General features: G+C 56.0%; 19 protein-coding genes. 2 read left to right on the top strand and 17 right to left on the bottom strand.

All coding sequences use genetic code 11. The features are described 5' to 3' along the window. Nucleotides 1-4 precede the first annotated feature (4 nt). From deoC to ACFVTJ_RS19945, 7 genes are all read right to left on the bottom strand, one after another. On the bottom strand, nucleotides 5-964 hold the full coding sequence (deoC, locus tag ACFVTJ_RS19975; protein ID WP_386910340.1) for a deoxyribose-phosphate aldolase: 960 nt from the start codon (nucleotides 962-964) through the stop codon (nucleotides 5-7). Between the two features lie 19 nt (nucleotides 965-983). Next, complete coding sequence (rbsK, locus tag ACFVTJ_RS19970; protein WP_386910339.1) at nucleotides 984-1,922, bottom strand: ribokinase; 939 nt, start codon at nucleotides 1,920-1,922, stop codon at nucleotides 984-986. Between the two features lie 24 nt (nucleotides 1,923-1,946). Beyond that, nucleotides 1,947-3,029, bottom strand: coding sequence for an aldose 1-epimerase family protein (locus ACFVTJ_RS19965; protein WP_386910338.1), 1,083 nt, complete (start codon nucleotides 3,027-3,029; stop codon nucleotides 1,947-1,949). A gap of 4 nt (nucleotides 3,030-3,033) precedes the next feature. After that, nucleotides 3,034-4,032 carry an ABC transporter permease gene (locus ACFVTJ_RS19960; RefSeq protein WP_386910337.1) on the bottom strand — a complete coding sequence of 333 codons (999 nt, stop codon included), beginning with the start codon at nucleotides 4,030-4,032 and terminating at the stop codon, nucleotides 3,034-3,036. Nucleotides 4,033-4,046: 14 nt separating this feature from the next. After that, on the bottom strand, nucleotides 4,047-5,024 hold the full coding sequence (locus ACFVTJ_RS19955; protein WP_386910336.1) for an ABC transporter permease: 978 nt from the start codon (nucleotides 5,022-5,024) through the stop codon (nucleotides 4,047-4,049). A gap of 13 nt (nucleotides 5,025-5,037) precedes the next feature. After that, nucleotides 5,038-6,537, bottom strand: coding sequence for a sugar ABC transporter ATP-binding protein (locus ACFVTJ_RS19950; RefSeq protein WP_209089780.1), 1,500 nt, complete (start codon nucleotides 6,535-6,537; stop codon nucleotides 5,038-5,040). A gap of 71 nt (nucleotides 6,538-6,608) precedes the next feature. Further along, the gene (locus ACFVTJ_RS19945) at nucleotides 6,609-7,655 is read right to left on the bottom strand and encodes an autoinducer 2 ABC transporter substrate-binding protein (RefSeq protein WP_045531774.1); all 1,047 of its coding nucleotides are present in this window, start codon (nucleotides 7,653-7,655) and stop codon (nucleotides 6,609-6,611) included. Between the two features lie 335 nt (nucleotides 7,656-7,990). Between ACFVTJ_RS19945 and ACFVTJ_RS19940 the strand changes: the two genes are divergently transcribed. Next, nucleotides 7,991-8,722 (top strand): DeoR/GlpR family DNA-binding transcription regulator, encoded by a 732-nt coding sequence (locus ACFVTJ_RS19940; protein ID WP_386910335.1) that lies wholly within the window; start codon nucleotides 7,991-7,993, stop codon nucleotides 8,720-8,722. 406 nt (nucleotides 8,723-9,128) lie between these two features. On the opposite strand, the gene ACFVTJ_RS19935 is transcribed toward ACFVTJ_RS19940, so the two are convergent. The 8 genes from ACFVTJ_RS19935 to ACFVTJ_RS19900 form a co-directional block, all read right to left on the bottom strand. Then, nucleotides 9,129-10,580, bottom strand: coding sequence for a M20 family metallopeptidase (locus ACFVTJ_RS19935; protein ID WP_386910334.1), 1,452 nt, complete (start codon nucleotides 10,578-10,580; stop codon nucleotides 9,129-9,131). 105 nt (nucleotides 10,581-10,685) lie between these two features. Continuing rightward, the gene (locus ACFVTJ_RS19930; protein ID WP_386910333.1) at nucleotides 10,686-12,227 is read right to left on the bottom strand and encodes an ABC transporter substrate-binding protein; all 1,542 of its coding nucleotides are present in this window, start codon (nucleotides 12,225-12,227) and stop codon (nucleotides 10,686-10,688) included. Between the two features lie 38 nt (nucleotides 12,228-12,265). Further along, entirely contained in the window at nucleotides 12,266-13,126 is an 861-nt protein-coding gene (locus ACFVTJ_RS19925) for a serine hydrolase (RefSeq protein WP_386910361.1), read from the bottom strand. 17 nt (nucleotides 13,127-13,143) lie between these two features. Further along, complete coding sequence (locus ACFVTJ_RS19920) at nucleotides 13,144-14,772, bottom strand: ABC transporter ATP-binding protein (protein WP_386910332.1); 1,629 nt, start codon at nucleotides 14,770-14,772, stop codon at nucleotides 13,144-13,146. After that, the gene (locus ACFVTJ_RS19915; protein ID WP_386910331.1) at nucleotides 14,769-15,587 is read right to left on the bottom strand and encodes an ABC transporter permease; all 819 of its coding nucleotides are present in this window, start codon (nucleotides 15,585-15,587) and stop codon (nucleotides 14,769-14,771) included. The genes ACFVTJ_RS19920 and ACFVTJ_RS19915 overlap by 4 nt, the downstream gene beginning before the upstream one ends. Continuing rightward, nucleotides 15,584-16,528 (bottom strand): ABC transporter permease, encoded by a 945-nt coding sequence (locus ACFVTJ_RS19910; RefSeq protein ID WP_386910330.1) that lies wholly within the window; start codon nucleotides 16,526-16,528, stop codon nucleotides 15,584-15,586. The genes ACFVTJ_RS19915 and ACFVTJ_RS19910 overlap by 4 nt, the downstream gene beginning before the upstream one ends. 173 nt (nucleotides 16,529-16,701) lie before the next feature. Next, a complete protein-coding gene (locus ACFVTJ_RS19905) occupies nucleotides 16,702-17,613 on the bottom strand; it encodes a LysR family transcriptional regulator (RefSeq protein ID WP_209091986.1) in 912 nt (303 codons plus the stop codon). 38 nt (nucleotides 17,614-17,651) lie between these two features. After that, the gene (locus ACFVTJ_RS19900) at nucleotides 17,652-18,557 is read right to left on the bottom strand and encodes a LysR family transcriptional regulator (RefSeq protein WP_386910329.1); all 906 of its coding nucleotides are present in this window, start codon (nucleotides 18,555-18,557) and stop codon (nucleotides 17,652-17,654) included. Between the two features lie 106 nt (nucleotides 18,558-18,663). On the opposite strand from ACFVTJ_RS19900, the gene ACFVTJ_RS19895 reads away from it, so the two are divergent. After that, nucleotides 18,664-20,031, top strand: coding sequence for an MmgE/PrpD family protein (locus ACFVTJ_RS19895; protein WP_386910328.1), 1,368 nt, complete (start codon nucleotides 18,664-18,666; stop codon nucleotides 20,029-20,031). Between the two features lie 21 nt (nucleotides 20,032-20,052). Here the strand turns inward: ACFVTJ_RS19895 and ACFVTJ_RS19890 are convergent, their stop codons facing one another. Together ACFVTJ_RS19890 and ACFVTJ_RS19885 are read right to left on the bottom strand one after the other, a co-directional pair. Then, nucleotides 20,053-21,183 (bottom strand): hypothetical protein, encoded by a 1,131-nt coding sequence (locus tag ACFVTJ_RS19890; RefSeq protein WP_386910327.1) that lies wholly within the window; start codon nucleotides 21,181-21,183, stop codon nucleotides 20,053-20,055. 716 nt (nucleotides 21,184-21,899) lie between these two features. Then, the gene (locus tag ACFVTJ_RS19885) at nucleotides 21,900-22,577 is read right to left on the bottom strand and encodes an ROK family protein (RefSeq protein ID WP_386910326.1); all 678 of its coding nucleotides are present in this window, start codon (nucleotides 22,575-22,577) and stop codon (nucleotides 21,900-21,902) included. Between the last annotated feature and the right edge of the window lie 4 nt (nucleotides 22,578-22,581).

The raw sequence follows: 22,581 nt of genomic DNA, 5'->3' as shown, positions 1-22,581 counted from the left end.
GTCCTTATGCGGCAGCGTGGTGGTGAGCGCTGGAATAGCGGCCGGTTACGAAATGTTCGAGCTGCCGCTCAATATCGCCAAGCATCGAACTGGCGCCAATGCGGAACAGGTGCGGCTCCAGCCAGCGATTGCCCAGCTCCTCTTTCATCAGCGTCAACCACGACAGTGCGTCCTTTGCCGTCTTCAACCCGCCTGCGGGCTTGAATCCGACCATCTGGCCGGTCAGTTCGCCATAATCGCGCAGTGCCCGAACCATGGTCAGACTGACCGGAAGGGTGGCGTTGACCTCCTCTTTGCCGGTCGACGTCTTGATGAAGTCCGAGCCCGCCTGCATGGCCACCATCGAGGCGCGATAGACATTAGTCAGGGTGTTGAGATCGCCCGTCGCCAAGATAGCCTTCATATGGGCGTCGCCGCAGGCTTCCCGCATCGCGGAAATCTCGTCATAAAGTGCTGTCCAGTTCTGCGTCAGAACGAACTCGCGGGTTATGACGATATCGATCTCCTTGGCGCCTTGCTCGACGGCATAGCGGATTTCAGCCAGCCGTTGCGGCAGCGGCGTCAGGCCGGACGGAAAGCCCGTCGCCACCGATGCGACCGGAATAGCCGTGCCTTCCAGCGCCTTGACTGCGTGGGGCACCATGGTCGGATAAACGCAGACGGCGCCGGTGGTGATGCCGGCATCTGCAAGGCCTAGTGCTTCGAGAATGTCTTCCCGGACCGGACGGCGCGCTTTCGCGCACAGTCGGCGCACGCGACCGGGCGTGTCGTCGCCGGAAAGCGTCGTCAAATCGATGCAGGTGATGGCCTTGATCTGCCAGGCGACCTGGTATTCCTTCTTGACCGAGCGCCGGGTGGTGATCGTCGCTGCACGCCGTTCGGAAGCGCTGCGATTGACCGACACATCTTCGAACCAATCCGGTTTGAGAGCGGTGCCGTTATTTCTGGGAAATGCTTCGCTCATTTTCTGTCCATTCTTCTGGTCAGGCTGCGCCATTGGCATGGTCGCGGCAGAATGCCTCGAACTCTTCAAGGCTGGCGTAGGCCTTCTGTGTTCCGGGACGGGTGATGGAATGCGCCGCGTAAAGCGAGGCCTTCTTCAGGGCGGATACGACCTCGCGCGTTTCGGCGTAAAAGCGGGCGAAGGAGCCAATAAAGGCATCGCCCGCACCCGTGGTGTCCTTCGGCGTTACCTTGACGGGCTCGATGTTGACGATTTCGTTTGACGTAATCATGCGCGCACCGCGCCCGCCCAGCGTCACGATGACGGTGCGAATGCCACGAGCGATCAGCGACCGTGCGGCGCTGACGATGTCTTCGTCAGTGTCGGTCGGCAACCCCGACAGCAAGGCAAGCTCGCTCTCGTTCGGCACGAGGAAGGTTACCTGGCGGATGCGCTCAGGATCGAGATTGGCAGCGGCTGGCGCGGGATTGAGGATCGTCTCGATACCATTTTTGGCCGCAAGCTCGATGGTGTGATAGACGGTCTCGACTGGCACTTCCATCTGCATCAGGATCAGGCCGCACTCTTTCAGATCGGCGGCCGCCTTGTCGACTTCAACAGGCAAAAGGTCGGCATTGGCTCCCTTGACGATGAGGATGGAATTCTCGCCTGATTGTTCGACGAAGATTGGTGCGACACCGCTGGATTTGCCGGCGACCTTCACCACATGACGCGTATCAACGCCAAAGCTTGCAAGATTGCGGATGGTGTTATCCGCGAAGACATCGTCCCCGACCCGGGTAACCATCATCACTTCGGCACCAAGACGCGCCGCGGCAACCGCCTGATTGGCACCCTTGCCGCCGCACCCCATTTCGAAAGTGGGCGCCTCGAGTGTCTCTCCCGGTCCGGGCATACGATCCACATAGGTGATGAGATCGACCATGTTGGAGCCGACGACCCCGATTTTCTTACTCATGCCGATATTCCCTGCTTATCTGTTTTAAAGCGCGCTGATCCTGGCGCCGAACCGATCGGCGGCAGCGTGGTCGAGATAGCCCAGCCGTACCGGGAAGACCCTGCGTTCACCCGGCGATAGTCTCTGCACGTTGTTCTTGGCCTTCTCCGCCAGATAGCCCTCCGGCTCGCAGGTAGATGGCAGGGCGAATGCGGCAACCTGCGAATCCCCATTGACCAGGATCCAACGCACTGTCTTGGGGAAGGCGGCGAGCGGATATGAGATGGCAAAGCCGTCGCCCTCACGTCGTTGCATCATCAGATGCGTCAGCCCCTCACCGTCCGCCGTCAGGCCGTTTATGTAGAACACCTGTTCGGGGTCGTAACGTTGTGGTTCGTTGAGCACTTCCATGGCCGAAGGCTGCCTTGCCAGCGTCTTCAGCAAGGAAAGGTAATCGGGGTTTGGTGTGACGTGGCCGGGTACGGCCGTTCGCACCTTCACCTGCTCCGGCGTGTAGGGCACCGGCTGAACGATTTGCGCACCCTCGGCATAGGCAAAGTTTACATGGCACATATACATGAGATCCATGGACGCTGAAGACAGGTTCTGGATGTCCATGACCATGTCAAAAAGTGTGTCCTCAGCATGCAAAGTCACGCTGGGTCGGGCCAGATAATTGGCGCCGAAGCCCATGACATATTCGACGTCGCCTGTTACCCGAACATAGGGGCCGCGCGCATCGTGACCGATAACGAAACCAGCCTTGTCCATGGCGGCACAGGGCATTTCGCCATGCAGGGCATGACTATCCTGCGGCGACGGGCAGCCGTTGCGCAACATGCCGCTATGGAATGCAAAACATCCGTACGTCTCGACGATTGAACCGGCTGGTCGCGGCATCGAAAAGCGACTTCCCATAGTCAGGTCCACACCGTTGAACTCAACGCTCCAGATCATCTGCCCCATGAATGGCAATATGACGATCCGGCCGTAGCGGTTCTCCAATTGCAGCGCCTCAATGCCGGTGGCGTAGCGGAAGGTGGTAACCTTCAGCCCATCGGTTGCGGCTAGAAGATGCGGAAGATCGGTGAAGTCCTGTCTGCGAAGTTGAAATTCTGTCGCCTGCATGGGATCACCTGCCCGGGTTTCGCCATGCATTGATGGCGATGACGAGAATGAGGAATGCGCCCCAGATGAAGTCGATAAGGTGGTTGGAGAACCGCATCATCTGGAAACCGGAGGAGAGCAGCATGAGGGCGATCAGCGCAATGGCGATGCCAAGAACCCGCCCCTTCCCGCCTGCCGGATTTGTGCCGCCGAGAACGGCAATCAGCACCGCCTGCAGCAAATAGGACGCGCCGTAGTCGGATTTCGCTGCATTGGTTCGCCCCGACAAAATGATGCCCGCCAGCGACGCCAGAACGCCGGTCAGCATGTAGGAATAGAGCATCATGCGATCCTTGCGGATGCCTGCAAAGACGGCTGCGCGCGGATTGGTCCCGATCAGCATCAGGTTAATGCCGAGCGTCGAGCGCGTCAGCAGGATCGCCACGGTGATGCAGACGCCGATGAACAGCAGAAACGGCGTCGCTATACCCAAGATCTTGCCGTTGCCGATCCAGTTCCACGCGTCAGGGAAGCCGACGATTGCCGGGCCGCCGGTCAATACCAGCGCCAGCCCCATCAGCACCTGACCTGTGCCGAGTGTCGCCAGTATCGGGGTAATACGCAGCTTCGCGACCAAAAGGCCGTTGATCAGACCGGCAAGCAGGCCGACCGCTATGGCGAGGACGATGCCGAGCCCGGTGTAGAACACAACGCCCGAAGTGGAGGATTGTCCCGCCTGAACCATTGTGGAATGGAAATAGACGCCGGCGATGATACCCGCGAGATTGGCAATCCCCACCACGGAAAGATCGATGCCACCGGTCAGCATGGCAATCATCATGGCGATGGAGAGGATCCCCAGTTCGGGCATGATGTAGCTGATGGATTCGAAATTGTAGTAGTTCAGGAACTTGCCGGGGTTCATCCAGGTCATCAGCGCAAAGACGATGACGGTGATGACAAGAAGCTGAATGATGTTGTTGTCGTTGCCGAAAAGCCGACGCATGTCGAACGAATTTTTCATGATGCGCTCTCCCGTCACGCTACGCTTTTGCGGTCGCGCCATGCCGTGATGGCGGTGGCAATGATGATGATCAGGCCGACAACGACGCGCTGCCAGGTCGTGTCCACTTTCATGATGATCAGAGAGTTTTTGACCATCACCAGCATGAACACGCCCATTAATGTTCCGAGAACCGTGCCGCGTCCGCCAAAGATTGAAGCACCGCCCAGAACCACGGCCGCGATCACGTCGAGTTCGAGACCGACAAAATCACGCGGGTTGGCAAGCCAGATCATCGAGGAATGCAACAGGCCCGAGAAGCCCGCCAGCGCGCCGGCGATACAATAGACAAAGAAGATCGTCGCACCTGTATTGAAGCCAACACGTTTGGCTGCTTCAGGAGAGCCGCCATACGCATAAACGCTGCGCCCGATCATGGTGTAGGCCAGGATGAGATGAATGACCAATGCCAGCCCCAGATAGACCAGGAACATCGCGGTCAGGCCGAAAGTTGATCCCGTGGCCGAGGTCAGCGAGATCACATCGGTCTTGCCGAACTCGATCAGCTCCTTTGGCATCTTGTTGATGTTGACGATGCTGGTACCGACCAGGCCGAGAACCAGACCACGCACAATCGAACCGGTCCCGAGCGTCACGATCAGCGGAATCATCCTGAAACGATGGATAATGAAACCGTTGAAAGCACCGAGAACGAGCCCAATCAGCGTTGCCGCAACAAAGGGAATGAGCACGCCGTCATAGCCGAGATAGACCATGCTACGCACAGTCAAATACATCGCCGCAATGGCAAAGGCCGTGAACGATACGTCGATACCGCCGGAAATCATCACCAGCAATACGCCGAGCGCCATGATGCCGATCACGACATTGGAGCGCAACAGCCCGAAGATGTTGTCGAGCGACCAGAAGGCTGGATTGATGAGACCGATGATGATCATGGCCGCAAGCAGGACGCAGGCGATAATGGATTCTGTGCTTTTCAGGAATTTCATGACTTGCGGCCCCTCAATTCAGCATCTTGAGCCGGTCGTTAACGGCGTCTTCGGTCATGCTCTCCCCAGACAACTCGTCAACAAAACGGCCGCGATGCATGACCAGCACGCGGTTGCAGTTCTGCACCAGTTCCGGCACATCGTCGGAAATCATCAGCACGGCGAGACCTTCCTTTTCGGCCAGCTTGCGGATGATGGTGTGAATCTGTGCTTTGGAACCGACATCGACGCCGACGGTCGGGCCGTTCAGGATCAGCACCTTGGCCCCAGTCAAAAGCCAGCGAGCCAGAACCACGCGCTGTGCGTTGCCCCCAGACAAATGGTTGACCGGCGTGTGCGGTCCTGGCGCCACGATCTGCATGGCCGAGAACATTTCGCGGGTCGTCTCGTCCGCCTTTTTGCGATTGATGAAAAGACCGCGGACGAATTTCTCAATCGACGTGACAATGATATTCCGCTCGATCGATTGCGTCAGGAATAGCCCCTCGGTCAGGCGATCCTCCGGCACATAAGCGACACCGCAGGCAATACCCTCCTGAACGGTCCTTGGGTGAACCTCGCGGCCTGCGAGGCGCACTGAACCGGTAAAATCGGGGCGCATGCCAAACAGCGCCAGCGCAAGTTCGGTACGCCCCGAACCGATCAAACCCGAAATACCGACGATTTCGCCTGGCCTTAACGTCAGGTCGGTGTTTTCCACGGAACCCGGAACCGAGAGGTTGCGGACTTCCAGCACCGGTGTATCGGCACCTTCCTGCGGTGCCCACTGGTAGCTGTGGGCGGTCAGCTCCTGCCCCGTCATCGCGCGGGTGATTGCCGGCTCATCGAATTCGGCGATCGGCCCTTCGGCCACCTTCTTGCCATTGCGGAAAACTGTCAGGCGCTCGCTGATTTCGAGCATCTCGCGCATTTTGTGGCTGACGAAGAGCACGGCAATGCCCTGCGCCTGAATATCACGCACAATCTTGAAGAGAGCATCAACCTCATGGCGCGTCAGCGCCGTCGTCGGCTCATCCATGATGATCAGGCGTGCATCGGCCATGACGGCACGGGCAATCGCCACGATCTGCTTTCCAGAGGTCGGCAGGGTTTCGACATCCGTATCAAGATCGATGCTCACGCCAAGGCGGTCCAACGCCTTTTGGGCCAGTTCACGGACATGTCGCCAGTCGACCGTCTTGCGACCTTCCATCAGAAAGGTATTGATGGCCAGGTTCTCGGCGACCGTCAGGTTACCGAACAGCGAAAAATCCTGATAGATCACCTGAATACCGTGGTGGACGGATTTTACCGGATCGAGTTTGCCGACAGGCTTCCCGTCGATCAGGATCTCACCGTCCTCGGGTGTGTAAACCCCGGACATGATTTTGATGACGGTGGATTTGCCGGAACCGTTTTCACCGGCAAGGCAATGGATTTCGCCAGGGCGAATGCTCAGCGATACGTCGTCGAGCGCCTTCACACCGCCAAACCGCTTACCGATGTGGCGCAGCTCGATCAGATTTTCAGTCATAATGGCCTCGTGCAAGGCTGGAAAACACGGGGGTGCACGGAGAGAGGGATGCCCTCCCTCCGTGGTTCGGATCAGAAGTCGTACTTGTCCATGTTTTCTTTGGTCACCCCGACCCAACCTGCGCCGTATAGCAGGTGTGGCTTGGAGGCGTCAGGAACCAGCAGGCTTTCATAACCGGGCAGACCCATGTTGAGACCCGCCTTGATCTGCTCATTCTTCTTCTCGAGAACCGCGACAGCCAGCATGTTCATGGCATAACCGGCCACGGCCGGGTCCCAGAACTGGATGTACTGGATATTATCGTTCTTGATGTATTCGCCGGCAACGGAAACCAGGCCCGTTCCCGAGAAGAAAACCTTGCCCGACAGGCCGCCCTCGGCGATCAGGCGGCCAGCGCCTGCGGACGTCGGCATCGGCGCGCCGAGGATGCCGGTAATGTCCGGATAGGCGGTCATTGCTTCCTTGAGCTTGGTGTAGTCGGTGTTGGCGTCGTCATAGGTTTCCAGCCGCTCAGTCGCCTGCGACATTTCCGGGAAGTTTGCCTTCTGGTACTCGACGGCGCCGTCGATCCATTCCATCTGCGACTTGGAAGTCAGACTGCCAACGGTGGCGACGTACTTACCCTTACCGCCCATGGATTTGCCAAGTTCCTTCATCAGGTTGGCGCCATAGGCTTTGTTGTCGAAGGCTTCGATGTCGAAATCGACGTTCTGGATGTTGGAAGCCTCATGGCTGATGACGACGATGCCGCGATCTCGGGCTTTCTTGAGCACCGGCTCTACCGCTTCGACCGAGAACGGCACGATGGCGATCGCATCAACGCCCTGTGCAATGAGGTTTTCAACGATCTGCACCTGAGCGGCGGCATCAGCCTGGCTTGGGCCAACCATCCAGACATCGTTTCCGGTATCGCCCTTGAACTGCTCGACGCCATCGCGCATGCGGTCAAACCACGCAATACCATCCACCTTCACGACGGTTGCAATGGTGTATTTTTTGCCGCTCGCCGTCGTGATCAGCTCCTTGTTGACCTTCGACGCATCGACGGCGCTTTGCGCAAAGACAGCCGAGGCCGAAAGCGTTGCAGCAAGCGCGATGGTAGTGAAAATCTTGTTCACGAATAACTCCTCCCTTTGAAACCGATGTGCCGGACCTACTCCAGTCGCAGCACCCAAAAATGTTCGATCCCTGACGCCGGAACCGCTTCTCACGCGTCCGACGCCTCCTCATTCTCCCGGAAAGGCCTCCCATGCTCCGGTGCATAGGCCACGATGTGACCTAGAAACCTGTTGTTTTCCTCTCCCGATAATGCGAACTATTTATGATACAATCCGATCATTATGTTGCGATCGTTTCATGTTTGTTATTCTCCTGTCAAGCGCAGAGAAGTGCGATTGGGAGCAAAATAACACCGAAATTTAAAGCGAAGCGACGAGCCGAAAGCGGAGACAAGGTGAGCAGAATAAGTGCACACAATGCCAGGTTGGACGCCCTGGCCGGACTGGTTCAGGAAACGGGAATCCTGAGGCTGCGGGACGCCGCGTCCCGGCTTGGCGTCTCCGAAATTACCATTCGCCGCGACATTGCCGCCGATGGCGAGCGGCTAAGCTGTCTTGGCGGATATATTATCCCGGTTCAGGACGGCAGCGTTAGCAGCGACTATGTGCTGGAGCAGGAGAAGGACAGTCACGCGACTGCAAAAGCACGGGCCTGTACGCAGGCGGCCGCTCTGATCGAACCGTATGATACTGTATTCATCGATTGCGGAACGACGATGCCGCATTTGGCGCGGCAGATTCCGGCAAATTCCCATGTCACCGTCATCTGCTACTCCCTCAATGTTGCAGAGGAGCTGGCGAGAAGAAACGATGTCCGCCTGATCATGCTTGGAGGGGTTTATCACCCGGAAGCGGCTTCGTTTTCAGGTGATGAAGGTATGGAGGTGCTGAAGCGCATCAATATCAATAAGGCATTTTTATCTGCCGGCGGTGTGGACGAACAGCATGGCGTCACCTGCTCACACTTTCATGAAGTGCCGATCAAACAGATGGTTATGCAACGCTCAATGCAAAAGCACCTTGTGGTGGACAGCAGCAAGTTCAGCAAGGTGCGGGCCGCGCGTTATGCTTCCACAGGCGACTTCAATTCAATTGTTTCAGATCAACCCTTACCTTTTGGAATATAAGCGAAAAAAGGCGCGCGTTTTCGCTGCTCTTTGAAGGAGGCGAAGGCCACGCGTGATGCCGGATGAGGAGGATAACAATCAGCCAACGATATCTATCTGGCTGACCTCCACCTCCACTTCCGTCAGGGGTTCCAGGAACTCGGCAGTTTCGAAAACGGCACTGTGGAACATTAAAACATTATGTCCGGCCGTCGACACGTCGGGCTATCACGACATGCTAGTGGAGGCTTTGCCGACCGCGATCTGCGGTTTGAGGCAAAGATCCTTCAAAGCTTCCTCATGCCGACTGGCTGTCTTTTTGACACGCCATATATCCGTTCCCGTGGACCTTTCGGTCAACGACAACGACCCACGTCTGCTCCTAGCTTCAACTTCCATCCCAAAAAGCCCGGACCTATCGGCTATATCACAAGAAATTTTTTATGCTCGGCTTCACGTGTTCCGGTATCGGGCACACATAAGGATCCTTCCCCATGGCGTCTTTCCACTCTCCTTTTGCCGTCGCCAATAAGCTCGGCGAAGTCGCCAGATCCAGACCTGTCGAAGCCAATGCCTTCGCAGCGTGTACCATTGCTTTATGCGCACCGTGACTTTTGCCTTGGGCAACCACCTGCCATGTATGGGGGTTGGTCCCTATCGCCCAGGCAGGTGCCCAGCATTGCGCTGTTGGGGTGACGCGACTAACGTCGCCAACATCAGTAGAGCCTGCCCGAAAATGTGAATGGCCTTCAAAAGCGCGAAGTCCCGTATGCAACGGTGTGGAGCCGTCTACAGTGTCGTTCGAGAAAACATCGTGCTTGATTTGGTAGAGCTTGAGACTGCTTCTGATCGCCTCCTGCGTAAACGTCGCCTGGATTTTTCGAGCGAAATCAATGTCCGCTTCATCAAACGGCACCGGCCCGATAGCCACCAGATTTTTGTGGATGGCATTTTCCAGGGTCAGGTTTGGCAAAAGATTGGTTGCGGCAGTGTCGAACACGATTTCGACCTCAGTACCGGTCATCATCGCAGCACCACGCGCAACTTGATCGACGCGCTCCGCAAGTGCCAAAGCCTGCGACATCTCCGGCGCTCGAACGAGATAGAGCACCTCGGCTTTGGCCTGAACAACATTTGCGGCACGGCCGCCGGCATCGGTGATGGCGTAATGCACGCGGCAATCCTGCGGCATGTGCTCGCGAAGAAAATTGACACCGACATTCATCAGTTCGACAGCATCAAGGGCCGATCGTCCAAGGTGAGCCGCATTAGCCGCATGCGCCGCGATCCCCTTAAACCTGTAATAATATTCGAGAACAGCAAGGTTGTTCGTTGACCTGACACCATTGAATGGCGCTGGGTGCCAAGTGAGCGCAGCGTCCACATCATCGAATGCACCAGCCCGCACCATGAAGGTTTTGCCAGAACCGCCCTCCTCTCCTGGGCAACCGTAATATCTTACGGTACCGGGCAAACCGTTCTCCTCGAGGTGCTTTGCCAGAGATACTGCCGCCAGGAGCGAACCAGCCCCCAACAGGTTATGACCGCAACCGTGACCGCTGGCATCCGGTTCGGCTTCAAGTTGCTTATCCATACCAGCGATTTGACTCATGCCTGCAAGGGCGTCGTACTCTCCGAGGAATGCGATGATGGGTTTGCCGGTACCATATTGGCCGACAAACGCGGTCGGCATTCCTGCAATGCCTTCCTCAACGACGAATTTGTTCTGCTTCAACGTTCTGATAAGAAGATCGGCGGATTTGAACTCGTCATATTTCAACTCCGCCAGATCCCAGATCTTATCGCTGAGCGCGGTAAACGCAGGCGCCAGTCGGTCGATTAATTGTGTCAGTGAATTCAGGGCTGATTGTTCTGGCATGCTGGTCCTCAAGACAAGACGAAACCCTGACCGCGCATCAAAGATGGCAGAGGCTTCTGCTGCATATAGCAGGCACCGCACAGATGCGGTGCCTAAACGACTGGATTATTGTGAGACCGAGACTTCCCAGAGTCGCGCATTGGATTGCCACACCGGCTGTCCCTGCAAAGACTTAGTGGCACCCCAGACATCGATCATGTCGTAAAGGAAGATGCCCGGCATATCCTGCAGCATGAGCTCGTGGAACTGATCGAAGATCGTCTGCCGCTTCTGCTGATCGGTTTCCGCATAAGCGGCCTTCATCAGCTCAATTGCCTTGGGGTTGTCCCACATAAGCGAAGCATTCTTGTCCTTGTCACCGACATAGAAGCTATACATCAAAGCCGGATCCAGGCGCGGTGCGACGGACTGGGAGATGATCTGATAATTGCCGGAACGGCGTCGATCCACTTGAGTGGCGTAGTCAAGAACCTCAATTTGAACATTGAGGCCGATCTGCTGCAACATCGCCTGGGCAATGACCGCTGCTGGGAAGCTCGGAACATTGCCGCGCTTGTTGGCGATGATGTTGATCTGCTCACCCTTGTAGCCGGAGGCTTCAAGTTCCTTCTTCGCAGCATCTAGATCGTAGGATACCCGCTTCTTCTGGATTTCGCTGAAGTAGATCGAATCCGATGCCACCATCGAGCCGTTGGCTTTACCGGTACCATTGGAGGCCGCGGCCACGAGTTCGTCCATGTCTAGCGCCATTGCCATTGCGCGCCGAACGCCTGGCTTGCTCATCACCGGATCGCGGGTCTGGATGTAGAAAAGGTTCTTGCCGTTATTCTGCGTAATGATGACCTTTGCCTTCTCGCTCTTTTCGAACTCTGGAATGAGGTCCGGAGAGATTTCGGCAGTGTCGAGAACACCCGATTGCAGACCGGCTTTTACCGTGGATGCATCGGGAATGACCATGAACTTGATGCCATCAACCAGCGGCCGTTTCGAACCGACCATACCATCCGGCTTGCCGTCATTTGGCGGGGACTGGTAATCGTCGAATTTGGAAAGGTGAATGTATTCGCCTTTTTTCCACTCGTCCCATTTGAACGGCCCAGTGCCGACAGGCTTGTCGAAGGCCCCATCGGCGGTGACGGAGTCTTTCGAAATCATACCCGTATAGCCGCATTCCGGCCGCGCCATTAAACCCAGGAAAACTGCAGAGGGCTTCTCAAGAGACATCGTGACCGTCTGTGCATCGACCGCCGTGATGCCGGTGACTTTAACGGTTCCCCCGTCAAAATCCTTGATACAGCTCCATTTTGTAGCTGGATCCATGTACCGGTTCCAGTTCCACACAACGTCGTCGGCCGTCAGCGGCTTGCCATTGTGGAATTTGACGTTCTGACGAAGTTTGAATGTATAGCTCAGGCCATCTTTCGACGTCTCAACGCTTTCGGCAAGAAGAGGCTTCACCTCGCCGTTATTGGCATAGCCGACGAGTCCTTCAACAATATGGAGAATGACGCCATCTGTGTTGCCATCGCGGTTCACTCCGGGGATGTTGCTGCGCAAATCCGAGCTTTGCGCAATGACGATATCCCTTGCCTGCGTCACGCCTGAAAGCGCCATAAGCATAGTTCCAGCAAGAAGTAAGCTTTTCATGTTCTACCCTCTGTTATTGTTGACTTAAAGCTGTTCGCTCAGCCTCGAAAATCGTCCCAGCAGACGCGCGAAAGGCGGCCGATCGTTTCGAGAGACAGCGTGTAACCCGGCGTTCCATCGGGCATTTCCTGTGGAACCTCGTCGGTAAAGGCGGCGATGATGTAGAGCGGCTCGCCATCGCTGTAGACGATGCCCGCATTCATCCGGCCCCGTTTTCCCGTCCCTCCCTTGTGCGCGACGACCGTGCCGAACGGCAGACGAGAGGGAATGGCGTATCTCAGGATCTGGTTCTTGAGCGTCTGTAGCGCATAACCGCTCAAGGCTTGAGAAACACCCAGGCGCTTGGAAGCCACTTCAGACCCTTGTGCGTCCAGAATCAACTGAAGCAGGAACATCTGGTCGCGTGCCGTCGTGGTCGTAACCGACTTCAGCGAATGATCGGGAGAAAGCGCAAGCGGAGGGATTAGAAAGCGATGATGGGTGCCTTGCATGCCGATTGCCTTGCAATAGCTGTCTACTTCTTCCAGTGTCAGTCGCTCAAAGACCATTTTGGTGCAAACATTGTCGGAAAGCACCATCATGCCGGTGATCGCATCGCGAAGCGAAATCACGATCCCCGGCGTCAGATACCGAAACATTCCACTTGCGACTTCTTCGGCAAAACGAGCCTCGTAGACAATCTGCTCATCGAGATTGAGCCTGCCTTCATGCACAGCCTTGAGAGCTGCCATCATGATCGAGGTCTTGCGCGTGCTGGCGGACGGCGTTTCCTCATCTGCTCCACGAGCAAATATCTCGCCATTGCGCAGGTTCTTGATGCTAAATCGCGTGACGAATGTCTGCGCATCGCAAATCGCGTTCAGCCTCTCGGCGGTTGATCCAAGCTTGCCGGATGTCATGGGTGCTGTATTCATCATCACGCCTCCAAGCGCCATTTGAGTTTCACGCCGCCGGTCTCGTTGAGATCAAGCGCGGGAATTGCCGAGAGAAGACGACGCGTGTAGGCCTCTTTCGGGGTGTCGAAGATCGTGTTGCGATCTCCCTCCTCGATGATCCTGCCGTCCTGCATGACGATGACGCGATCAGCCACCTGTTCGACCACGCCGAGATCGTGGCTGATGAACAGGCAGGAGAAACCATATCGTTTCTGCAAATCGGAAAAGAGCGAGAGCACCTGAGCGCGGACAGTCACGTCCAGCGCCGAGACGGGCTCGTCTGCAATGAGGAAACGCGGTCGGCGCGCAATCGCTCTGGCAATGGCCACTCTCTGCCTCTGTCCGCCCGAAAGTTCATGCGGATAGCGAAGAGCGAAATCGGCGCCTAGCCCCACCTCCTCCAATGTTTCATAAGCGCGCTTCATTTTGTCGACACGGTCTATGCCTGGAACAAGACGCAACGCTTCTTCGACGAGAGCAAGGATCGTCATGCGGGGATCGAGCGAGGAATACGGATCCTGGAAAACCATCTGACAATTGAGACGGTAGTCCTGCCAGTCCTGGTCACGCGTTCGGCCCTGAAACCGAACCTCCCCCTCGGTTTCCTTGACCAGTCCGGCAATCGTGCGTCCCAAGGTGGTCTTGCCGGACCCTGAACCACCAACGAGCGCCACCACTTCGCCTTCATAGATGTCAACTGAGACGCCGTGCAATGCGCGCTTCGGCTCGCCCTTCTTGAGAAACGATTTGCGCCCCGGATAATCCACGATGATGTTGCGCGCCGAAATCATCGGTGCTGATGTCGTATCGATAGGTCTGACTTCACCGCGCACAGGTAACGATGACAGAAGCTTGCGCGTATAAGGGTGCTGCGGACGTTCCAGTATCTGCTCGGTCGTGCCGGCTTCAACGATCGAACCCTTTTCCATTACCACGATGCGGTCGGTGTAACGTGCCACCATCGGCAGATCATGACTAATGAGAAGGACTGCCGTGCCTTCCGCCTTCGTCAGTTCCACCATCAGTTCCATGACGTCGCGCTGGATAACGGCGTCCAGCGCGGTCGTCGGCTCATCGGCAATAAGCAGTGCGGGCTTCAAAAGCATGACAGAGGCCAGCATGATGCGCTGGCGCATGCCGCCGGAAAATTCGTGCGGATAAGAGGTTAGCGCCCTCTCAGGATCCCGAATGCCGACCCGTTGCAGCATGGCCAGAATTTTTTCACGTCTCGTTGGGGCCGTGTCTTTGGTATGAAGAGCCAGCCCTTCCTCCAGCTGCCGACCGATGGTCATGGATGGATTGAGCGAGGTCATTGGTTCCTGGAAAACCAGGCCGATTTCTGCACCTCGCAGCGCCCGGAGGTCCTTTTCGCTGACAGCTGAAATGTCACGACCTTTGAAAGTGACCGTACCAGACGTCTTGCGGATAACCGGCGGCAAAAGCGAGACTATGGATCTCGTCGCAAGCGACTTACCCGAGCCGCTCTCGCCGACGATACCAAAGATTTCGCCCGGTGCGACATCGAAGCTGACATCTTTCACCACGCCGACACCGCGATTGATGATTTCGAGCGAAAGATTGCGCACGGTGAGAAGCTTACTTTCAGTCATTTCAAACCTCTCATGCGTGGGTCGAGTTTGTCGCGCAGGGCATCGCCGAGGAGGTTGATGCCAAGGAGCGTGAGGGCGATGCAGAGGCCGGGAAATAGTCCGAGCCATACAGCCTGTTCTATGAACGGGCGACCTGCGGCCAGCATATTGCCCCAGGTCGGTGCAGGCGGCGGCACGCCAAGACCGAGGAAGCTCAAAGCACTTTCGGAAAGAATGGCCCAACCAAACATCGAGGTCGCCAGCACCGTAATCGGCGCCAGGCAATTGGGGAGGATGTGCCTGAACATCGTGAATACTTCGCCATTGCCCATGACCCTGGAAGCTTCAACGAATTCACGCTCCCGCAATGAAAGCACGGCGCCTCGAACGACACGCGCCATAGAAGGCGTGTAGGCAATACCAAGAGCGAAGATGATACCGTATTGATTTGCGCCGAAAACCGCGAGAAGGCCAAGCGCCAGCAGGATGCCTGGGAAAGCAAGCAGCGCATTGTTTACCGCCATGATCAAGCCATCGATCCAGCCGCGCGCATATCCGCTGATTAGACCGATAAGAGTGCCTGTGATGACCGCAAACCCGACAGTGAGGCATCCGATCCAGACGCTGGCTCTTGCACCGACCATCAAGCGACTGAGGACGTCACGCCCGAATTCGTCGGTTCCCAGAAGATGAAGTTCGCCAGGCGCAGCCAATCTTGCGGTGAAACTGAGCTTCATTGGATCGAAAGGCGTCCAGAACAGGCTCAACGCAGCGACCATAAGAAGAAGAGCGATGAGAACGCCGCCAATCAGGCCGTTGAGGGAAACGTGTTTCATTCGGCCACCACGCGCGGATCAAAGAGTGGGTAAAGGAGATCAACAATCAGATTGACGATCACATAGGACATGGCGACGAAAAGAAGACAGCCCTGAATGACGGGGTAATCGCGCTGAAAGATGCTATCGACCATCAGTCGACCAAGGCCCGGAATGGTGAAGACCGTCTCGATGACGGCGATGCCGCCCAGCAGATTTCCAAGGATCAGGCCGATCATCGTCCATGTCGGACCGAAGGCATTCTTGAACGCATGCTTCCAGAGAACCGCCTGCTCTGACAGTCCCTTGGCGCGCGCATGGGTAATATAATCCAGCCGCAAAACTTCCAGCGTGGAGGCGCGCGCCATACGGATAAGGACACCGGCCTCATGAATGACGAGCGTCATGATGGGCAGAACCAGATACAGCAGGCCGGAAATAAAATTGTCCGAGAGAGACACATATCCGAGCACTGGCAGCCAGCCGAGCTTCAATCCGAAGAACAGTAGCAAAAGCAGTCCGAGCCAGAAGGTCGGGATCGAAAGCAACACTGTCGCCGTACCGATCAATACCAAGTCCGTTGCGCTGTTCTGGCGCCAGGCAGCGATGACGCCGGCAGGCACGGCAATCAGGCTTGCCAGAATAACGGCGACCACGACGATTTCAGCCGAAACCATGAAGCGCGAAACAACAAGCGGGAGCACCGGCTCCTTGTTGACGATGGACTGGCCGAAGTCTCCGCTCAGCACATTGCCCGCCCAGACAAGAAACTGCTGAGGCAGCGACATATCGAGTCCGAGTGCCGTACGCATTTCAGCAATCTGATCCGGTGTCGCCATGTCTCCCAGCATCAAGGCTGCCGGATCACCCGGGATAAATCGAATAAGGGCGAAGACTGTGATTGCGACGATCACCAATGTCGGGATCGCCATCAGCAATCGATGGAATATGAATCTTAGCATCGGTTCCCCTGAACACGATTGGCGGGACCGGATCTACAAAGTCACCGGCTGTTATGAATGAAACTATGACGGATCAAAAAAATGAGCGCAATATTATGCATTTTCCTCATAGGGCGATGCATAATCTGCGGACGCCACGATCCATCGAAGCTAACAAACGGTGCCCTGTCTGGTTAGCTGAAATGGTGGCTTTGTGAGACTTCGATCTGCCGCTTCAGCGCGTCCATCAACGCTTTCGCTGCCAATGAGGCCGACGTACCGGAAGGTGTTGCGAGCGCAAATTCCTGTGTCGTGACCGGGACAAACGGGCGTTGCACGATGGGGAGGTGACGATAAAGATTGGCGAAAAAGCTGCTCAATATCGCAACGCCCAGTCCATGGGCGACATAGGAGCAGGCCGAGCTGTTCGTGTGAGTCTCGATTTTTACGTTCTGCTTAACGGCTTCGCGCGTAAAGGTCTGATCAAGCAGCATGCGCGTTGGCCTCTGGCGACCGATAAGGATGAGCGGCACGCCGCGAAGATCGCGCGCACTGATTTCCTTCATCGACGCCAGTTCGTGCGCTTCCGGGAGAACACAAACACTTGTTCCCGTCGCCACGATTTCCATATCGATTCCAGGTAATGCAGGATGCTCGTTGCGCAGAAATCCGAAATCAATAACTTTCTGTTCGACCAGACGAGCGATATTGGATGTCGTCTCGAAGAACGTTTCGATCCGCACGGATGGGTAGTCACGCACGAACTCCTTCATCATCGCGGGTGCGAAATTTTCCCACATACTGCTGGGAAGCCCTATCCGCACCAGCTCCGGCCCCTTCGCCCCGCTTCGGAGATCTTCCGCCAAGCCCGAGAACCTGTTCAGTCCGAGCAGTATGGTTTCGGCATCACGAGCCAGAATGCTAGCCTCCGGGGTGGGAATAAGCCTTCCCTTATCCCGGTCAAAAAGCCTCAGTTCCAGATCCGTTTCGAGCTGCTGGAGAAGACGGCTGACACCGGATTGGCTGAGCCCCATGCTTTTGGCGGTCGCGATGGTCGAACCTGTCGCAAGGAGAGTTTTTAGAACCTCTAGCTGCCTGAAATTGATCATTCGTTAGCCCTTCTTCATTTCGCGAATACAACCGCTTACGCCCATTCCCTGATGTAGCTCAAGAACGTCACAGCCATTTTCGGAAGCGGGGTAAGTTCAGAGCTGACAATGGCGTAATCGACAGGAATGGCCGGTTCAAGCGGCAAGAACGCCACTGGCAACGACTGATATTCGAGTGCCAGCAACTCGCTGACGATTGCAATTCCGAGCCCTTGTGCCGCCAGGGCACAGCCGCAACCGACGGAATGCGCTTCTATCGATGGACGACGGCGTAGTCCGGCCCGATAGAAGGCCGCCTCCAGTTCGTGACGGACTGCCCGTTCCCGATTAAGAAGGATCAGATCTTCCGTCTTCAACTGTTCAACCTCGATCTTTGAATTTCCGGCAAGCGGATGGGTGTTGTGTAGCACGCAGATATTGCGCGTTCCCATTACATGCTCTTCACGAAGCCCTGGGGTGGGCGATGGCAAGCGCGTAAAACCAAGATCGACGGCACCGTCAGCCACCATCCGCTCGATCGCAAGATAATTGCCGGACGCGATTTCGATTCTTGCCGGTCCGACTTCTGCAAGAAAGCGTTTGATCAGACGCGGCACTACGGTTGTGGACAGACTGGCCGGGAAGGCCAATCGCAGCGGTATCTCTGTCGAGCGCCCTTCTTCAAGTTCCCGCGCCATTATCTTCAAGGCGGTTAGCTTGTCCGCAATAGCCCTGATTTGCGGCCCTAGTTTCAGCCCCTCCCGCGTCATGGAAAGCCTGTTCTTATCCCTGTCGAACAGCCGCACGCCGAGATGGACTTCCAACTGATTCAACAGGCGACTGGTATTTGATTGGGATATGCCAAGATCGACCGCAGCAGCGATGGTCGAACCTGTTGCAGCAATCGCGTCAAATGCCTGGATATGTTTGATACTGATATGGACGTCGCCCGATTTTTTCATTCTCGTTCTCCCGGATGACGTCACCCGTCATTTGCATAAGATTGCGCGGATAAGCGTGCCCGTTCATCACTGCTGCTCCCTTTGAAACTTGCAAGGAAGCGCTCGAATGACAACCGTTCTCGAAAAAATCGCCCGTCAGCTCGTGTCACGAACGTCGTTTTCGCCCATTGCCACAGCGCGCGCTACAGATGCGGTGGTAGATACGATTGGCTGCATGATTGCAGGCGTGAACGATGCAGCCCCGCAGTCTGTCGCAGCAGCTTTCCGTGACGAGATCGGCACAGAAGGAATTTCACAGGTTTTAACAGGAGGCCGCGCGTCACACTCACTTGCTGCTCTTGTCAACGGCACAGCAGCTCACTGCCTGGATTTCGATGACAATTTCCACCCCGCACGCGCACACGCATCGGCCGTCCTTGTCCCCGCCCTTCTGTCCGTCGCGACAACCAGTGACGATATATCAGGCGAGAGGCTCATCCACGCATATCTCGCTGGGCTCGAAGGACAGGCGGCAATTGGCTTTGGCGTCATCCCATCGCACTATAATCGAGGATGGCACGGCACGTCGACAATCGGTTGTTTAGGGGCCGCGGCAGGCGTGGCCGTCCTATTGGGGCTTACCGAAGCCCAGATCGCACACTCCATGAGCCTTGCTGCGAGCATGGCTTCTGGCCCAAAGGGGCAATTCGGGACCGGCGCGAAGCCGTTTCATGCTGGTATGGCCGCCCGAAATGCCGTGGAAGCAGCGCTGCTAGCCCGATCCGGTTTGAGCGGCAGATTGGACATCCTCGAACGAGCGAACGGCTTCCTGGATCTTTTCGGAGGTGACGACGCGGCAGGATGGGGCGAGCTTTCCTTCGACGACAAACACATCATCGAAACGCGCGGCCTGGTCACCAAACTCCACCCGTGCTGCGCATCCACTCACAGAGCAATCGATGCGAGTTTGGACCTGCAGAAGGAGTACGGATTTTCAATCGAGGACATCGAACGTGTGGAGACGAAAGTTGGTCGGTCCGCTTTCGATAACCTTGCCTTCCCGGACCCATCTGATGAAATGCAAGCCAGATTTTCAATGCAATATTGCCTTGCCGTGACCCTATCGCAAGGCAGCTTATCACTTCGTGACTTTACACCATCCGCAGCCAAGCGCCCCGAACTCCGTGTGCATATGGCAAAGATCAGCATAACGTCATATAGCATCGAAGAAGAACGCGGCTTTGAGCGTCTACCGCACAAAGTCAGTATCTCGTTAAAAGATGGAACCCAATTTTCGGTTGAACGCCTTCATGCCAATGGCGCTATAGAGGCGCCCCTGACTGAAGGTCAAAAATTGGCGAAATTCAGGGATTGTATCCGGTGGGCAGGACGGAAGGATTCCGATCAACTGTACGGGAATTTGAAAAGCATTTGCTCAGTCGATAGCGTCAAGTCAGTGAGTGAACTCATCACCCGACTGCTCGCGAAGTGCTAGCTTGGTGAAAAAGCTTGAAGACTACAGTGCAACCCCAAGCAAAGCAGAACGCACCAGGCCGTATACTGTAACACCAGGAAGGCGAGAGAAAAACTCGTTGCGACCGGCGCTCTCAGCCCAGATCGACCATTGACTGATCACAGTCAGTTGCCCGTCCTTCCATACAATGGTCGCGTTGATAACCCCAATATCCTCTCCGTTCCGCTTTTTGACGGAGAAACGGAATTCGCGGTTGGCGAACATATGCTCCGAAATGACCGGATTCTCGTTACTACCGATCAGCACCGGCGCTTCGGCGTCCTGCGTTTGCTTAACAAAGTAATCTCGAATAATCGCGACACCTGTCGTTTCGAGATCCGGCTTTTCCTTCATCTCCTGCACGCTGAGCCAAACCAGACCGAAATCCTCCCCGCCGCTGCGACGAATCATGTGTAACTCAGCCGGCAGGGATCCTCGAAAATCGTTGATCGGTATTTGCCAATCCGTTGGGATTTGCAGTCCGATTTTGCGCTCACCGATACGAAGGGAAACAAGCTGCATCTCATCACCGAAGTTTGCCTGTCTGCCATCGGAGAACTGGAAACTCTTGAGGAACCCGATTGAATAAGTGTCAAGATCCTGTAGCGCTTTCTTGGCTGCCTCTGGCGTTGGTTTCCCCGCCACGTTAACGATGAAATGGATAGCTAGGGCATTTTTTCCCTTTGCAAAGCAGTGACTGAGGATCGCGCTTTTTGGCTTGCCGTTGTCGCTTTGCGTTGCAAAAACCTTTGCCTCAGTCAGATCCGGGGAGGCAAACATGGAAACAGGTGTGTAGCCTGAAATTTCAGCTTCATACTTACATATCGGCAATGCTGCGGGTGGACTACGGAGATCGTAAGCCACAACTGTTGCCTCGACCTTCTGGCCATCGGGTCCCGGCGTAACCTTTCCGACGATTTTCACCCTGCCGATAGAGCCGAGTTCCGCCTGCTCCATTGGGACCGTTTCAACCGTGGAATCGTTTGGGACTTCTGCTTCGAAATTTACACTCGGCATGTTGAAATCGAAGACATGCTTTTTCCAATCACCTGCTGCAGTCGCTTCGCTGGCGGTTGTGAAAAGTGCGAGAAGCGCAGCGATTGCGCACACGATTGGCAAAGAAAGCATCAGCATTCCTAGAGATCGGAAAGATTGGAGCCCACATCATTGCTGGATATTCACACAGACTGGCGTGGCGCCCGGCGGAACGTCTTCTCATGGAGGGTAAACCGATCGTCACCAACGATCAACTCGTACGGTCTATCAACGGCTGCGTGCGTATAGTCCACTTCATCGCAGGGCGTGAAAACGTCGGAAGAGAGACCACAGATGCGCTTGCCATTATGAGCAAAGATAAAGTTAAGAAAGCCCAGGCCATACGGGTCAATGCCGGGATTGACTTCCAGCAGACGCCACGCAGCAACCTATGTCCAGTTCCATCAATAAGCAGCTAGTCGTGCACACCCCGCGCACTCGAAGGATCTACCTTGCCGGGTTTCCTCACAGACTTTCCACGATAAAGCAGCGTCTCCCACATACGAGCGAGAGCATGACCAAGCGCAGCTAGAAATGCCGGGCCCTATGTCTGCCCGCCTTGGATGTTGCCTCCGCAGCACGGCGGATGTCGTTGCGGTTGCGCCTATTCGAGCTATGCCGATCATGGCGGTGCCCCTGCCGGTAATCCAATAACTATGACCACCATAAGCGTGACCTGCTTGCAACCGATATAGCCTTCATGGTCCGATCAACGCCATCCTTCGGTGCAAAGGCATATCCTGACGCGCGGCAGCAGGCTATCCATGTGCGCGGCGCGCCCCGAACAACATAACCAAAAACCGCAGCCGTGATTTTCAAAAGATAAGAGCTGGATCTTTCCAAAGACGAAATCCGCCCTCAAAAGCAAGAGCATTGTCTCCCCGTCTGCAATTCGGCGGGAGAGTATCGAGCTTTTCCACGTTGCCGCCACCGATGACGACCTCATCCGGTTCAAGAGCCGCGCTCAGGCGTTCAACGACGTCGTGTACGCGCTTTTGCCATTTCGCGTTGCCCTTCTTTTCCCTATAGGCCTCGCTGACATAGTGCTCATACGTTTTGCCTTTGCGGTAAGGAAGATGGGCGATCTCCATCGGCTGGGCAACATTCTCGACAATCATGGCAGCGCCCAAACCCGTGCCGAGCCCTAGAAACAACATGCGTCCGCCCTTGTAAGAGCCAATCGCCTGCATGAGCGCGTCGTTGACGACGCGAACAGGACAACCAAAAGCGCCCTCATAATCATAGCCCACCCAGCCTTCGCCCAGATTGACCGGTTCTCGAAGCGGTTTGTTATGAACGACCGGGCCGGGATATCCCATGGCAATGACGTCGTAGGTCATATCCTTTGCCATGGCGGTTACCGCGGCGACCATTTCAGGTCCCGTCATTGTCTTTCCGCTTTCAACCTTGCGTTCTTCGCCACCCGTGCTCAGGCGGATTTTCACATGGCTGCCGCCGATATCGATTGCAAGAACAGTTTGATCCTGTGCCATGACC

Origin of the sequence: Agrobacterium sp. NPDC058088, from assembly GCF_042885035.1 — a bacterium.
Lineage (GTDB): Bacteria > Pseudomonadota > Alphaproteobacteria > Rhizobiales > Rhizobiaceae > Agrobacterium.
This window is presented reverse-complemented; position numbering and strand designations above follow the sequence as displayed.

What these genes read in the sequence shown, in the direction of transcription:
- deoC (WP_386910340.1), bottom strand. Translation starts at nt 964, where the DNA reads ATGAGCGAAGCATTTCCCAGAAATAACGGCACCGCTCTCAAACCGGAT.
- rbsK (WP_386910339.1), bottom strand. Translation starts at nt 1,922, where the DNA reads ATGAGTAAGAAAATCGGGGTCGTCGGCTCCAACATGGTCGATCTCATC.
- ACFVTJ_RS19965 (WP_386910338.1), bottom strand. Translation starts at nt 3,029, where the DNA reads ATGCAGGCGACAGAATTTCAACTTCGCAGACAGGACTTCACCGATCTT.
- ACFVTJ_RS19960 (WP_386910337.1), bottom strand. Translation starts at nt 4,032, where the DNA reads ATGAAAAATTCGTTCGACATGCGTCGGCTTTTCGGCAACGACAACAAC.
- ACFVTJ_RS19955 (WP_386910336.1), bottom strand. Translation starts at nt 5,024, where the DNA reads ATGAAATTCCTGAAAAGCACAGAATCCATTATCGCCTGCGTCCTGCTT.
- ACFVTJ_RS19950 (WP_209089780.1), bottom strand. Translation starts at nt 6,537, where the DNA reads ATGACTGAAAATCTGATCGAGCTGCGCCACATCGGTAAGCGGTTTGGC.
- ACFVTJ_RS19935 (WP_386910334.1), bottom strand. Translation starts at nt 10,580, where the DNA reads ATGCCAGAACAATCAGCCCTGAATTCACTGACACAATTAATCGACCGA.
- ACFVTJ_RS19930 (WP_386910333.1), bottom strand. Translation starts at nt 12,227, where the DNA reads ATGAAAAGCTTACTTCTTGCTGGAACTATGCTTATGGCGCTTTCAGGC.
- ACFVTJ_RS19925 (WP_386910361.1), bottom strand. Translation starts at nt 13,126, where the DNA reads ATGACATCCGGCAAGCTTGGATCAACCGCCGAGAGGCTGAACGCGATT.
- ACFVTJ_RS19920 (WP_386910332.1), bottom strand. Translation starts at nt 14,772, where the DNA reads ATGACTGAAAGTAAGCTTCTCACCGTGCGCAATCTTTCGCTCGAAATC.
- ACFVTJ_RS19915 (WP_386910331.1), bottom strand. Translation starts at nt 15,587, where the DNA reads ATGAAACACGTTTCCCTCAACGGCCTGATTGGCGGCGTTCTCATCGCT.
- ACFVTJ_RS19910 (WP_386910330.1), bottom strand. Translation starts at nt 16,528, where the DNA reads ATGCTAAGATTCATATTCCATCGATTGCTGATGGCGATCCCGACATTG.
- ACFVTJ_RS19900 (WP_386910329.1), bottom strand. Translation starts at nt 18,557, where the DNA reads ATGAAAAAATCGGGCGACGTCCATATCAGTATCAAACATATCCAGGCA.
- ACFVTJ_RS19895 (WP_386910328.1), top strand. Translation starts at nt 18,664, where the DNA reads ATGACAACCGTTCTCGAAAAAATCGCCCGTCAGCTCGTGTCACGAACG.
- ACFVTJ_RS19890 (WP_386910327.1), bottom strand. Translation starts at nt 21,183, where the DNA reads ATGCTGATGCTTTCTTTGCCAATCGTGTGCGCAATCGCTGCGCTTCTC.
- ACFVTJ_RS19885 (WP_386910326.1), bottom strand. Translation starts at nt 22,577, where the DNA reads ATGGCACAGGATCAAACTGTTCTTGCAATCGATATCGGCGGCAGCCAT.